Consider the following 13661-nt stretch of genomic DNA (forward strand, 5'->3'; position numbering starts at 1 on the left):
GTCGGCGTTGGTTCAGGGCGCGAGCGTTCGGTAGGTCGTGGGAACCAGTACGGTATCACGGACCTCGTTGAGTAGTCCCGGATAATCCAGTGTGTAGTGCAACCCCCGACTTTCCCTGCGCTGCAGTGCCGAACAGATGATCAGGTCGGAGACGGTGACCAGGTTCCGAAGTTCCAGCAGGTCGTTGGTCACACGGTAGTTGCTGTAAAACTCTCCGATCTCTGCGGACAGCAGGTCCACCCTGTGCTTGGCCCTCTGGAGCCGCTTGGTGGTCCGCACAATGCCCACGTAGTCCCACATGAAATGCCGCAGCTCGTCCCAGTTATGGGAGATAACAACGTCTTCATCAGAGTCTCTGACCTGGCTTTCGTCCCAGTCCGGGGCTTCTGGTGGTGGCGGAATGTCGGCTTCCCGGCGCGTAATATCCGCAGCGGCGGCGCGTCCATACACCAGGCACTCAAGCAGAGAGTTACTGGCCATGCGGTTGGCACCATGGAGTCCGGTGAAGGCGGCCTCGCCCACCACATAGAGCTGATTGACGTCCGTTCTGGCCCGCTCGTCACTCATGACGCCGCCACAGGTATAGTGGGCTGCCGGAACCACGGGAATGGGCTCGCGTGTGATATCAATGCCAAAGCCCAGGCACTTCTCGTAAATGGTGGGGAAGTGGTGTTTGATGAAGTCGGCGGGTTTGTGGCTGATGTCCAGGTACAGATGATCAGCACCCAGTCGCTTCATCTCATGGTCAATGGCCCGGGCAACGATATCCCTTGGTGCCAGCTCGCCACGCTCGTCAAAGCGATCCATGAACCGCGACCCGTCTGGCAGTTTCAGCAGGCCACCCTCGCCCCTGACCGCTTCCGTGATCAAAAAGGATTTGGCGTGGGGGTGATACAGGCATGTTGGGTGGAATTGATTGAATTCCATGTTCGCGACACGGCATCCTGCCCGCCACGCCATGGCAATCCCGTCTCCGGAGGCACCGTCCGGATTCGTTGTATAGCGATAGGCCTTGGAGGCACCACCGGTAGCAATCACCGTGAATCGTGCCCGGAACAGCTCCACATGGTTGTCTTCAAGATTCAGGATATAGGCACCGACACATCGGTTTCCCGGCAGCGACAGTTTGCGATTGGTGATCAGGTCGACTGCCACCCTTCCCGACATGAGCTCGATGTTCGGACGCGCCTCTGCCTGGGACGTCAAAGTCGTTGAAACCGCATGGCCGGTGGCATCTGCTGCGTGAATGATGCGCCGGTGGCTGTGCCCACCTTCCCGCGTAAGGTGGTAATGCTCATCGCGGCCCCGGGTAAAATCAACGCCGGAATCGATCAGCCAATCGATGCTCTCCTTGCCGTGCTCCACGGTGAAACGTACGGCGTCTTCGTGGCAAAGGCCAGCGCCAGCATTCAGGGTGTCAGTAATGTGGTTTTCAGTGGAATCCTGATCATCCAGGACCGCAGCGATTCCGCCTTGCGCCCAGAGGGTTGCTCCACTGCTGATCTGCGCCTTGCTCACCACGCAGACTTTCAGATGCTCTGGCAGATTGAGGGCGACGGTGAGGCCGGCAGCGCCGCTGCCGATAATGAGAACATCGTATTCGAAGGACTGTGGCATCGGGTCGTTATCGCAGGCCATAATGTGGACGTGTATTGAACTAAACTTTACGCTTGCTGTCTATTTGGCCTGACAGGGTGAGCCGCCTGCCAGGAGGCTTCAGCCCGTTCCATTAACGGACGCCGGATAGCATCAATGACGCAGCGCAACTTGGTACAGGCCGGACAGCTGGCCATCAAATCAGGGAACCCCGGCAACCAGGTCATGACTCCGGATACAGAGAAACGACAGGGCGATCACCCAGACAGCCAGACGGACCTGCAACTGGTACGCAAGGTGCGTAATGGTGATCGCGCCGCCTTCGATCTTCTGGTGGTCAAATACCAGTCCAGGGTCGCCTCAATCATCAGCCGGTACGTCTACGACAGCCAGGAAGTCATGGATCTGACCCAGGAGACCTTCGTCAAAGCGTTCAGGGCAATTGAGCGTTTCCGGGGCGACAGCGCCTTTTATACGTGGCTCTACCGGATAGCCGTGAACACTGCGAAGAATTATCTGGAGTCCCGGGGGCGGCGCCCGCAGGGTAGTGCCGACTCGGCCGAGGCGGAGAATTTCGATGATGGCTCACGACTCCGGGACACTGCATCACCAGAAAGGCTTTTGCAACGGGAACAGCTCCAGAAAGAACTGAACAGGGCTATCGCCCAGCTTCCCGAGGAGCTGCGCTCTGCCTTTTTGCTCCGGGAATACGATGGCCTGAGTTATGAGGATATCGCAGGCATCCTGGAGTGTCCGATCGGCACTGTCCGCTCACGAATATTCAGGGCCCGGGATGCGGTTGATAGGCATCTTGGACCTTTACTCAATCACTCCGTGACGTAATCGAGGTTGCATCCCATGGATGATCGTCTCAGAGAAACATTGTCCGCCATGATGGACGACGAAGCTGACGAACTGTCGGTACGTCGCCTGCTGTCACACGATAGCCAGGATGACGTACGGGCACAGTGGCAGCGTTGGCAGGACGTGCGGGATCTCATGCATGATGGCCACTCCCCGGCCCATGGTATGGACGTCAGTGTTGCTGTCCGTGAATTGCTTGATGGCCGCGGCCCTGCGACAGCCCGGTCGGAGCCGGTTGTCCGGGACAGCAGAGCGGGTCGGTGGCACTGGCCGGCGGCGGCTATGGTTGCGATGGCTCTGCTGGTCGGGTTTGGCGCTGGTGCAGGTTGGGACTCGCCCGGTGCCGGTCCGGTTCAGTCCGTCACTGCGGCCGCACCGGAAACGTCTGTGCAGGAGCCGCCGGTCAGGGAGATTGCCCTGCAGGGTCTGGATGAGGAACAGTGGGAATACATGAGCCGCTACCTGCTCGAGCATGCGCAGCATAACAGCGTAGGTGCCGGGCGTGGTGCCGTCGGCTATGCCCGCCTGGTCAGCGCCAATGGCGCCGGCTACTGAACCCCGGAGCAAGTGTCGTTATGCCCCATACCTTTATCAAGTTGTCCCGATGCCAGGCGCTGTCAGTGCTTTTGGGCCTTCTGCTTGTGCTTGCCGCGCCGCTTCCGGCTGCGGCAGACGAAGAAGAGGCATCCGCCTGGCTTGAAAAGCTGGGGCCGGCATTGAACATGACCTCCTATCGTGGCGTGTTTGTGTACGCCCGCGGCGAGAGTGTTCACTCCATGCAGATTGCCCATCGCTACCGCGATGGTGTTGTCGAGGAGCGACTGGTTCTGCAGGATGGTGGCAGCGGCGAAATCGTTCGCAAAGGCATGAACGTGGTTTGCGTGCTCCCCGAAACCGGCCGTGTGAAGCTTGATCAGGTGATTCCATCAGGCCCGTTTGCCGAAGCATTCACAAGCCAACTGGTACCGGTGAGCCGCTGGTATCGTGCGGAAATGAAAGGCGAGGACCGGGTCGCCGGCTATGAAGTGGTTTCGGTGGCGCTGAGCGCCAGAGATTCTTACCGCTATAGTCACAGACTCTGGCTGGAGAAATCCACCGGGCTGTTGGTAAAGAGTCACGTCAGGAATGCTGAGGGTGAGGTGCTTGAGCAGTTCCAGTTCACCAGCCTGCACATTGGCGAGGACATTCCCGACACCGAATTTGAAATCCGTACCGAAGGTCGGGAAATCTCCAGAACGCTGGATGAGCCCGCTTCCCCGGCAGCCGTGGGGCAACGTATGAACGGCTGGCGGCTGGGCTGGCGTCCCGACGGTTTTGTGCCCGCCGCCGCACCCCGTTCCGGCAAGGGCCAGGCCGTTGCCTTCTCCGATGGCCTGGCAGCTTTCTCGGTGTTTGTTGAGCCGGCCGGGCCGGTAACCATGCCCACTGGCGCCTCCAAAATTGGCGCCACGACGGTTTACATGCATGAGGTAAAGGAAGGTGAAAGCGCCTTCCTGGTCACCGTCGTGGGCGAACTGCCGCCGCAAACAGCCCGTCAGGTTGCCGAGTCGGTGCGCATCGAAGATTCATTGGCCCTGGGTGCGGCTGAATCGTGATTACCGAAACCGGCAAGGTTGTTGCGCTCAAGGGCGACCGGGTCTGGGTCCAGACGATTCGAACCAGTGCCTGTCAGAGTTGTGCAGCTCGAAGTGGCTGTGGTCAGAAAGTGCTGGCCGCGGCATCGGGCGGGCGCGCCAACCAGATCCTGGTAATGAACTCGGTCAATGCCAGGGTAGGGGATGAAGTCACCATCGGTATTGACGAGCAAGCCCTGCTGGGCGCTTCTCTTCTGGTCTATGCCCTACCGCTGATCCTGATGGTGGTTGCCAGTGTCCTTGGTCACCAGCTGTCCGGTGGGCACGATGGCGCGGCGATGCTCGCTGCAGTCGCTGGGTTGGCCGTGGGCTTTTTCGCAGGGCGAAAATGGCAGCGGGCCGGTAACCGGGATTATGAGCCCCATCTGGTCCGGGTAAACCGGATTACCTCTGAAAACTGTCCGTAAACCCTACGGTTTTGTAAGTTGAAAATCGATGGGGTGAGCCCCAAATTTACGGCTAGATGTGAGAACAACAGGGGGTACTACATGTCGAGTGCAACAGCAGTTGCCCAACCGCTACGGAATGTTATATCCACAAGGATGCCGGCCATTGTGTTTCTCTTACTGTCCACGGTGCTTCTGGTGGTCTGGAGCCAGGCCAGTGTAGCCCGAAGTTTGCCCGATTTTACCGAGCTGGTTGAAGACAATGCCGGCGCGGTGGTGAACATCAGTACAACCACCGAACCCCGACGCGGCAATTACCGCTCTCCTGGCATGCCGTTCGATGAACGCCAGCTCGAACAGCTTCCCGAATTTTTCCAGGATTTCTTTCGCGGCCCCCAGTCTCCATTTGGTGGCGGGCCCGGTAGTTCGCAGCCGCGCCGCTCCATGGGCTCCGGGTTTATCGTATCCTCTGACGGCTACGTACTGACCAACAACCATGTGGTTGAAGGGGCTGATGAGATCATCGTTCGCCTGAACGACCGCCGCGAACTGCCTGCAACCCTGGTTGGAACCGATCCCCGTTCCGATATGGCTGTGCTCAAGATTGAAAACGGCGATGACCTGCCAGTCGTGAAAGTAGGCCAGTCCCGGGATCTGAAAGTTGGTGAATGGGTCTTTGCGATTGGTTCGCCGTTCGGGTTCGACTATACGGTGACTGCCGGAATCGTCAGCGCCCTGGGTCGCTCACTCCCGTCGGAAAACTACGTGCCGTTCATCCAGACTGATGTGGCCATTAATCCCGGCAATTCAGGCGGCCCTCTGTTTAACCTGGATGGCGAAGTTGTGGGTATCAACTCCCAGATCTATACCCGATCCGGCGGCTTCATGGGCGTCTCGTTTGCCATCCCCATTGACGATGCAATGAATGTGTTCCGCCAACTGCGCGACAAGGGTTCGGTGTCCCGCGGCTGGCTCGGGGTGTTGATTCAGGAGGTCAACCGTGATCTGGCCGAGTCCTTTGGCCTGAAACGTCCCCGCGGCGCGCTGATAGCCGAAGTCATGGCGGACTCACCAGCTCAGAAAGCCGGTCTTCAGGCTGGGGATATTGTTCTCAGCTATGATGGCGATGAGGTTCAGCTTTCTTCTGATTTGCCACCTATGGTGGGCCGCACTCCAGTTGGTGAAACGGCCGAGCTGCAAGTCCTCCGTGGTGGCGAAGAGATCGAACTTCAGGTTGAAATTGGTCGACTCCCCGAGGAGGGAAGTCAGCAGGCTTCAGCACCGTCCAGCGACAGCAGTGGTCCCGCGTCGGCGCCTCTGGGCATGATGGTTGAGCCGCTTCCTGCGGATATGGCCGACTCCATGGGTGTTGAAGGCGGCGTTGTGGTCAATAATGTTGCCCGAGGTGCTGCGGCTGATGCCGGCATTCGGGCGGGCGATGTGATCACTGAAATTAACCGCAAGAAAGTGAGATCCGTAGAGGAGTTCCGCGAAGCCGTGCGGTCACTGCCCGAGGGCAAGGCGGTATCGGTACGGGTGGTGCGTCAGGGGCGTGCTCTGTACCTGGTGATGAAGCCCTGATATTGCCCGGCTGAACCGGTCTGGCTAATCCAAAAGCCCCCGCAGGTGTCGGAAACGACACCTGCGGGGGCTTTTGTTATACTTGGTCGACCAATAAAAACGAGTGGCCATGGAACGGACCAGCCCCATGATGAACAGACAGGAACTCTCTCTTCGCAAGTTACTGGAATTTCGCAATGCCTGGGTTGCCTGGCTGATTTTTGCAGTTGCCATTGCCGTCACCGTACTGCTCTGGCAGGTTTCCATCAGGCTGGTCGAAGACCGCACGGAAGCCCGCTTTCGCACACAATCCCTGCAACTGAAATCCGCCATCGAAGAACGCCTGCTGAACTACGAACAGGTGCTGGCTGGTAGTGCCGGTCTGTTTGCAGTGACCGGTGATGTTTCCCGCGATCAGTGGCGCGAATATGTCGACAAGGTGGATATTAACCGTTACTACCCCGGCATTCAGGGTATTGGCTATGTTCGCCGTATCGGTGTCCGCCAGATGGCCGATCACATTGCGTCTGTCCGGGCGGAGGGGGTACACAATTACCTTGTGAATCCGCTGGGCAGTGGCCCTTATTACTATCCCATGGTTTACCTGGAGCCGGGCACTGAACGCAATCGCCGGGCCCTTGGCTACGATGCCTTCAGCGATCCCATCCATCGTCGGGCCATGGAACAGGCGCGTGATGAGGCCGTCCCCACCGTGACTGCCAAGGTGGTTTTGGTTCAGGAGGAGCTCGGCGAAGATCAGGCAAGTTTCCTGATGTATTACCCGGTGTACCAGGGCGGGACCGTGCCCGAGATCCGGGCCGAGCGTCGCATGATGCTGGCCGGTTACGTGTTCAGTGCCTTCAGGATGAACAACCTGATCGACGGAATCGTCGGCCTCATTTCGCCATTTCTGGATGTCCGCATCTACGATGCCGGAGTGGTGGACCGGCAGAACCTGATGTATGGCTCCAATCTGGGCTCCCTCGATAACGAATTCAGTTTCCAGATGAGCCAGACAATCAGCCACGGTGGTCGCGATTGGCTGTTGCAGACCCGCTCCACCCCCGCCTTTGATTTTCTGGCTTCGGACCCACGCCCCCCAATCGTTCTGGGCAGCGGCCTGGTGATCAGTGCCTTGCTGTTCCTCTTTGTGCTGGCGCTGATCCGGTCACGCCTGATGGCGCAGATCAGTGCCGGTCGGTATCGGGCGATTACCGAGGGTGCCGCCAATGTCACTCTGGTGATGGATCGCGCGGGCAAAGCTCTGTATGCGAGCCCGTCCAGCCTCGATATTCTTGGCTTTGAGCCAGACCAGGTTCAGTCGCTGGACTTTGAAGAGCTGGTCCACGGTGATGACTGGCCTCAGCTGAAGAAAGGCTTTGACGATTCCGTGCAGTCGCCGGGCAAACAGATGCCGGTGATTCGGGTTCGTATTCGCGATGCCGAGGGGCAGTGGCGGGATATGGAAGGCACCTTCACCGCCATGTTGTCGGTGCCCGGTGTTAATGGCGTCGTGCTCAGTCTGCGCGATCTGACCCAGCTCAAGGCCGCACAATCGGAACTGCACCGGCTGGCCTTCTACGATCCGCTCACTGGCCTGGCGAACCGGCAACTGTTCCGTGACCGACTCAACCATGTGGTCAGCCGCAGCCGCCGAAGCGGTGAGCCGGCCGCACTCATGTTCCTGGACCTGGACGGGTTCAAGCGTATCAACGATACCCTGGGACATGATTCCGGTGACGAGCTCCTGCGCCAGGTGGCCCAATGGCTGGTGGGGTGTGTTCGTGAGGAGGACTCGGTTGCCCGGCTCGGCGGCGACGAGTTTGTGGTGTTATTGTCCCGCATCAGCGATTCGGACGCCGCCAGCAAGGTGGCAGAGACGATCCTGCGCAGTTTGTGCCAGCGGATCCGGCTGAACGATCACGAAGTCGGGATCACGGTCAGTATTGGCATTACCATGATCCCGCACGACAGCGAGGATGCCGGGACCCTGATGAAATATGCTGACCTGGCCATGTATCGCGCCAAGGAGCTCGGGCGGAATACTTTCCAGTTCTTCACGCCGGCCATGAATATCAAGGCGGCCCGCCGTCTTCTGCAGCAGGAGGAGTTGGCGACGGCCCTGGGCGGCGACCGCTTCGTTCTGCATTACCAGCCGAAGATTGATCTGGCCAGTGAACGGGTCATCGGGGTTGAGGCGTTCCTGCGTTGGCATCACCCCGAGAAGGGCCTGGTCTCTGCCCAGCAGTTCATCGGTCTGGCCGAGGAGACGGGGCTGATTGTGCGCCTCGGTGAGTGGGCCCTGCGGCAGGCCTGTATTCAGGTGCAGGCTCTTGAGCGGGCCGGTTTTGAATCCCTGAAAATGGCGGTGAATCTGTCGGTTCGACAGCTGACCGATTCGGGCTTTCTGGACATGATCCGGCAGGTTATCACGGAAACCGGTGTGTCACCCGAGCGCCTGGAGCTCGAAATGCCGGCGGAACTGCTCAATGAAGATCCGCGAATGCTCCGGGAGTTGCTGGTATCGCTCCATGATCTTGGGGTTTGCCTGATTCTCGACGATTTTGGAACCGGTTCCTGTTCACTGGTCTCGCTGCAACAGTTGCCGCTGGATGTGATCAAGATCGATCACCGGTTCATTCGGGATATTCCTTACAATGTCAGTGCTACGGACGTCGCATCGGCGGTCATTGCCCTGGCCCGCAAGCTCCATCTCACGGTGGTCGCAGAGGGTGTGGAAACCCCGCAGCAGCTGAGCTTCCTCAAAACCCATGGCTGCGCCCAGTGCCAGGGGAACCTGTTCAGCTATCCGCTGGACGAGGATGCCCTCATTGGTTTCCTGATCCGGCAGTACGAAAGGCCGCTGATTTCCTGATCATGGCAATGGCGGCCGGTAACCGGTAAAATCACGCCGTTCCCGGACCCCGGTAGCGGCCTCTCCGGGCTCAATCCTTCGTCTTAACTGAGTATTCATTGTCTGTGACTGAACTGAGCCGAATCCGTAACTTTTCCATCATCGCCCACATCGACCATGGCAAATCCACGCTGGCAGACCGCTTTATCCAGGTTTGCGGCGGCCTGACCGACCGTGAAATGGCCGAGCAGGTCCTGGATTCCATGGATCTTGAGCGGGAGCGGGGGATTACCATCAAGGCCCAGAGTGTCACTCTGAATTACAAAGCCCGTGACGGTCAGGAATACAAACTGAACTTCATCGACACCCCGGGCCATGTGGATTTTTCCTACGAGGTATCACGCTCGCTCTATGCCTGCGAAGGGGCCCTGCTGGTGGTGGATGCCGGGCAAGGCGTCGAGGCCCAGTCCGTGGCCAACTGCTATACCGCCATTGAGCAGGGGCTGGAAGTGGTGCCGGTTCTGAACAAGATGGATCTGCCCCAGGCCGAGCCGGAGCGGGTAGCGGCGGAAATCGAGGATATCATCGGTATCGAAGCCTCTGATGCGGTCCGCTGCAGCGCCAAGAGCGGCATGGGTGTTGAAGACGTGCTTGAGGATTTGATCAAGAAGATCCCGCCGCCCAAGGGTGACCGGGATGCGCCGCTGCAGGCTCTGATCATCGATTCCTGGTTCGACAACTATCTCGGCGTGGTATCTCTGGTGCGGGTGACCGAGGGTACCCTGAAAAAGGGTGACAAGATCGTTATCAAGTCTACCGGCAAGGCCTGGAACGCCGACAAGGTCGGTATATTCAATCCCAAGCCGAAAGACACTGACGTACTCGAATCCGGTGACGTTGGCTTTGTTGTGGCCGGTATCAAGGATATCCACGGTGCGCCGGTGGGTGACACCATCGTGCATCAGAAGTTTGCCGAACAGACGCCCATGCTTCCCGGGTTCAAGAAGGTCAAACCCCAGGTTTATGCCGGGCTGTTCCCGGTCAGTGCCGATGACTACAACGATTTCCGGGATGCCCTGGAAAAGCTCACCCTGAACGATGCTTCCCTGTTTTTCGAGCCGGAAAACTCTGATGCCCTCGGTTTCGGTTTCCGCTGTGGTTTCCTGGGCATGCTGCACATGGAGATTATCCAGGAGCGGCTGGAGCGGGAATACGACATCGACCTGATTACCACCGCACCAACGGTGATCTATGAGGTGGTTACCAAGCAGGGTGAGACTCTGTCGGTAGACAACCCGTCACGGCTTCCGGATATTGGTTCTATTGAGGAAATGCGTGAGCCGATTGTGGAAGCGAATATCCTGGTGCCCCAGGAACATATCGGCAACGTCATCGCCCTGTGCGAGGAAAAGCGTGGCGTTCAGAAGAACATGCACTTCATGACCACCCAGGTTCAGCTTACCTATGAGCTGCCCATGGCGGAGGTGGTGATGGACTTCTTCGACCGGATCAAGTCTGCCAGCCGCGGCTTTGCCTCACTGGACTATCACTTTACCCGATTCCAGACCGCCAACCTGGTGCGGCTGGATGTACTGATCAATGGCGAACGAGTTGATGCCCTGGCCTTGATCGTGCACAAAGAACAGGCTCATCACAAAGGTCGGCAGCTGATCGAAAAGATGAAGGAACTGATTCCTCGGCAGATGTTCGATATTGCCATTCAGGCCGCCATCGGCAACCAGGTGGTGTCGCGGGTCACGGTCAAGGCGCTGCGCAAGAACGTAACCGCCAAGTGTTACGGTGGTGACGTCAGCCGGAAGAAGAAACTGCTGCAGAAGCAGAAAGAAGGTAAAAAGCGTATGAAGCAGCTGGGTAATGTCGAGGTGCCTCAGGAAGCGTTTCTTGCCGTATTGAAAGTAGATAAATAAAAGGCTTCCCGGATGGATATTGATTTTCCCCTGGTACTGGTGGTGCTGACCTTTGCGACAGGTCTGATCTGGCTGGCGGACAAGCTGTTTCTTCGTGAGCGCCGGCTTGCTGCCTACCGTGCCAGTGGTGCTTCCGGAGAGGTCGGTGAGGGCTCATCGGAGGAATCGGAGGAGCCGAAAGAGCCCTACCTGGTCGACCTGAGCCGATCGTTTTTTCCGGTACTGGCGATTGTCTTGGTGCTGCGCTCCTTCCTGGTGGAGCCCTTTCAGATTCCATCGGGATCCATGCTGCCGACCCTTGAGGTGGGCGACTTCATTCTGGTGAACAAATACGCCTACGGCCTAAGGCTGCCTGTTGCCGGAACCAAAGTGGTTCCCGTCGGCGATCCCCAACGCGGCGATGTCATGGTGTTCCGCTATCCGGAAGATGGCCAGACCAACTACATCAAACGAGTGATTGGCCTGCCCGGCGATCATGTTCGCTATCGTGACAAGCAGCTGTACATCAACGGGGAGAAGGTCGAAACCCGATTTATCGCCAGACTCCCGCCGATGGAGCTGCGTCGTGAGGACCTGGGTGAAGTCGAACACGACATTTTCCTGACCATGGGCCGGCCCGGTGGCAGTGGTGAGGGCGAGTGGGTGGTGCCCGAAGGCCATTATTTTGTCATGGGTGACAATCGCGATAACAGTAATGACAGCCGCTACTGGGGCACGGTCCCGGACGAGCTGGTAGTGGGCAAGGCCTTCGCTATCTGGATGCACTGGAAATCCCTAACCAGTCTGCCATCCTTTGATCGTGTAGGCGGAATTGAGTAATTCGGACTATCTGGAGCGCAGTCATAATGCAGAAAAACAATCTTTCCGGCATGGGCCGTCAGCGGGGTGCCTCGGCATTGACCATGATGGTTATGGTGCTGTTTTTTGGTGGCTTGCTGACGCTGGTGATCAAGCTGGGTCCCGCCTACCTTGATGACATCACCATTCAGGAAGCGCTGGAAAGCCTGGATGGCACAGAAGGCCTCTCTCAGATGGGGCCAGCCCAGGTTCGCACACTGATTAACAAGCGGCTCAGTGTGAACAATGTCCGGGGCTTTGATGCCAAGAACATTTCAGTCGATAAGGATGGCGACCTGGTCGTCATCAACGTTGATTACGAAGTGCGTAACAACCTGTTCAGCAATGTGGATACGGTGGTTCACTTCAAACACACCTATGAGATGAAGGGCAAGTGAGTTCACAACCGGACCTGGATCAGTTACAGCGACGCATTGGCTATCAGTTCAAATCGCCGGAGCGACTTCTGCTGGCACTTACTCACCGGAGCTACGGAAACCAGAATAACGAACGTCTGGAATTTCTCGGCGACTCCATCGTGAACATGGTGATTGCCGAGTATCTGTTTCTGCACTTCGAAAAAGCCCGAGAAGGCCAGCTGAGCCGCCTGCGGGCCCGCATGGTAAAGGGCGTGACCCTGGCTGAGATTGGCCGGGAATTCCAGCTTGGAGGTTACCTCCGGCTGGGCTCCGGAGAGTTGAAAAGCGGAGGCTACCGTCGGGAATCCATCCTGGCCGATGCCGTGGAGTCGATCATCGGTGCCATCTATCTGGACAGCGATTTTCACACCTGCCGGGAGCAGGTCCTGCGTTGGTTTGAACACCGGTTGGAGAAGCTTGATCTCCAGGATACCCAGAAAGATCCCAAGACCCGTTTGCAGGAATATCTCCAGTCCCGCCAGTTTCCATTGCCACGCTATGACGTCATTTCCGTAGACGGCGAGGCTCACAACCAGACATTTCACGTATCCTGTGCGCTGCCTTCGCTGGACCGAAAGACCACCGGGACTGGTAGCAGCCGCCGGGTGGCCGAGCAGCAGGCAGCCCGTAACGCCCTGAAAGAACTGGGCGTGGAGAACCAGTAATGAACGATATCACCCGTCCGGAAAACCCGGACAGTCGCTGCGGTTTCGTGGCCATCGTCGGTCGTCCGAACGTCGGGAAGTCCACGCTGCTCAATCACATCCTCGGGCAGAAACTGAGCATTACCTCCCGCAAGCCCCAGACCACCCGTCATCAGGTGCTTGGTATCAAGACCGTCGGTCCGGTCCAGGCGATCTATGTGGACACACCGGGCATGCACGAGGAAGAGCCACGGGCCATCAACCGTTATATGAACAAGGCCGCCACCTCTGCGCTCATTGATGTCGATGTGGTGGTTTTCGTGGTGGACCAGCTGGCCTGGACCACCGCGGATGAGATGGTGCTGGAGAAGCTCAGCCGGCTGAAATGCCCGGTGATTCTGGCGGTAAACAAGGTCGATAAGATCGAAAAGCGGGAAAGCCTGCTACCGCATCTGGATATGCTCTCGAAAAAGCGTGAATTTGCCGAGATCATTCCGCTTTCGGCACTGAAAGAGACCAATCTCGAGCCTTTGGAAGAGGCGGTCGGGCGCTACCTGCCTGAGAGTATCCACTTCTACCCGGACGATCAGATCACCGATCGCAGTGAACGTTTCCTGGCATCGGAGATTGTCCGGGAAAAGATTACCCGCCAGTTGGGAGCTGAGTTGCCGTACTCGGTTGCCGTGGAGATCGAGGAGTTCAAGCGGGAGGGCAAGACCCTGCACATTTCCGCCCTGATACTGGTTGAGCGTGAAGGCCAGAAGAAGATTATCATCGGCGAGAAAGGCGAGCGGATGCGTCGGATTGGTCAGGAAGCTCGTACGGATATGGAGCGTATGTTCGACAGCAAGATCATGCTGAGGCTCTGGGTAAAGGTGAAGCGTGGCTGGGCAGACAGCGACCGGGCCCTGAAAAGCCTGGGCATGAACGACCTCTGAG

12 protein-coding genes are annotated in these 13661 nt (G+C 58.0%); 11 read left to right on the forward strand and 1 reads right to left on the reverse strand.

What is annotated here, in order from left to right; genetic code table 11:
• Positions 1 to 12: 12 nt before the first annotated feature.
• Positions 13 to 1617, reverse strand: coding sequence for an L-aspartate oxidase (nadB, locus tag SIC15_RS05390; RefSeq protein ID WP_412537227.1), 1605 nt, complete (start codon positions 1615 to 1617; stop codon positions 13 to 15).
• Positions 1618 to 1752: 135 nt separating this feature from the next.
• Between nadB and rpoE the strand changes: the two genes are divergently transcribed.
• The 11 genes from rpoE to era all read left to right on the forward strand — a co-directional run bounded on the left by rpoE (position 1753) and on the right by era (position 13660).
• The gene (rpoE, locus tag SIC15_RS05395) at positions 1753 to 2439 is read left to right on the forward strand and encodes an RNA polymerase sigma factor RpoE (RefSeq protein WP_069184112.1); all 687 of its coding nucleotides are present in this window, start codon (positions 1753 to 1755) and stop codon (positions 2437 to 2439) included.
• Positions 2440 to 2454: 15 nt separating this feature from the next.
• Complete coding sequence (locus SIC15_RS05400) at positions 2455 to 3015, forward strand: sigma-E factor negative regulatory protein (protein WP_136629324.1); 561 nt, start codon at positions 2455 to 2457, stop codon at positions 3013 to 3015.
• Between the two features lie 20 nt (positions 3016 to 3035).
• Complete coding sequence (locus tag SIC15_RS05405) at positions 3036 to 4055, forward strand: MucB/RseB C-terminal domain-containing protein (RefSeq protein WP_227549462.1); 1020 nt, start codon at positions 3036 to 3038, stop codon at positions 4053 to 4055.
• The gene (locus tag SIC15_RS05410; protein ID WP_069184115.1) at positions 4052 to 4501 is read left to right on the forward strand and encodes a SoxR reducing system RseC family protein; all 450 of its coding nucleotides are present in this window, start codon (positions 4052 to 4054) and stop codon (positions 4499 to 4501) included. The genes SIC15_RS05405 and SIC15_RS05410 overlap by 4 nt, the downstream gene beginning before the upstream one ends.
• A 135-nt stretch (positions 4502 to 4636) precedes the next feature.
• Positions 4637 to 6061, forward strand: a complete 1425-nt coding sequence (locus SIC15_RS05415) for a DegQ family serine endoprotease (protein WP_412537592.1) — start codon at positions 4637 to 4639, stop codon at positions 6059 to 6061.
• Positions 6062 to 6188: 127 nt separating this feature from the next.
• The gene (locus SIC15_RS05420; RefSeq protein WP_069184117.1) at positions 6189 to 8915 is read left to right on the forward strand and encodes an EAL domain-containing protein; all 2727 of its coding nucleotides are present in this window, start codon (positions 6189 to 6191) and stop codon (positions 8913 to 8915) included.
• A gap of 104 nt (positions 8916 to 9019) precedes the next feature.
• On the forward strand, positions 9020 to 10822 hold the full coding sequence (gene lepA / locus SIC15_RS05425) for a translation elongation factor 4 (RefSeq protein ID WP_069184275.1): 1803 nt from the start codon (positions 9020 to 9022) through the stop codon (positions 10820 to 10822).
• Between the two features lie 12 nt (positions 10823 to 10834).
• Positions 10835 to 11641 carry a signal peptidase I gene (lepB, locus tag SIC15_RS05430; protein WP_069184118.1) on the forward strand — a complete coding sequence of 269 codons (807 nt, stop codon included), beginning with the start codon at positions 10835 to 10837 and terminating at the stop codon, positions 11639 to 11641.
• Positions 11642 to 11667: 26 nt separating this feature from the next.
• Complete coding sequence (locus SIC15_RS05435; RefSeq protein WP_069184119.1) at positions 11668 to 12057, forward strand: DUF4845 domain-containing protein; 390 nt, start codon at positions 11668 to 11670, stop codon at positions 12055 to 12057.
• Positions 12054 to 12743, forward strand: coding sequence for a ribonuclease III (gene rnc, locus SIC15_RS05440; protein WP_153634528.1), 690 nt, complete (start codon positions 12054 to 12056; stop codon positions 12741 to 12743). Before SIC15_RS05435 ends, rnc begins: the two co-directional genes overlap by 4 nt.
• Positions 12743 to 13660 carry a GTPase Era gene (era, locus tag SIC15_RS05445; RefSeq protein WP_088557924.1) on the forward strand — a complete coding sequence of 306 codons (918 nt, stop codon included), beginning with the start codon at positions 12743 to 12745 and terminating at the stop codon, positions 13658 to 13660. Before rnc ends, era begins: the two co-directional genes overlap by 1 nt.
• The last annotated feature ends 1 nt before the right edge of the window (position 13661 follow it).

This window comes from Marinobacter sp. MIT932201, assembly GCF_047123295.1.
Lineage (GTDB): Bacteria > Pseudomonadota > Gammaproteobacteria > Pseudomonadales > Oleiphilaceae > Marinobacter > Marinobacter salsuginis.

Bases quoted from the DNA above. Each gene is read 5' to 3' on its own strand.
- nadB (WP_412537227.1), bottom strand. From the start codon at position 1,617: ATGCCACAGTCCTTCGAATACGATGTTCTCATTATCGGCAGCGGCGCT.
- rpoE (WP_069184112.1), top strand. From the start codon at position 1,753: ATGACGCAGCGCAACTTGGTACAGGCCGGACAGCTGGCCATCAAATCA.
- SIC15_RS05400 (WP_136629324.1), top strand. From the start codon at position 2,455: ATGGATGATCGTCTCAGAGAAACATTGTCCGCCATGATGGACGACGAA.
- SIC15_RS05405 (WP_227549462.1), top strand. From the start codon at position 3,036: ATGCCCCATACCTTTATCAAGTTGTCCCGATGCCAGGCGCTGTCAGTG.
- SIC15_RS05415 (WP_412537592.1), top strand. From the start codon at position 4,637: ATGCCGGCCATTGTGTTTCTCTTACTGTCCACGGTGCTTCTGGTGGTC.
- SIC15_RS05420 (WP_069184117.1), top strand. From the start codon at position 6,189: ATGATGAACAGACAGGAACTCTCTCTTCGCAAGTTACTGGAATTTCGC.
- lepB (WP_069184118.1), top strand. From the start codon at position 10,835: ATGGATATTGATTTTCCCCTGGTACTGGTGGTGCTGACCTTTGCGACA.
- SIC15_RS05435 (WP_069184119.1), top strand. From the start codon at position 11,668: ATGCAGAAAAACAATCTTTCCGGCATGGGCCGTCAGCGGGGTGCCTCG.
- era (WP_088557924.1), top strand. From the start codon at position 12,743: ATGAACGATATCACCCGTCCGGAAAACCCGGACAGTCGCTGCGGTTTC.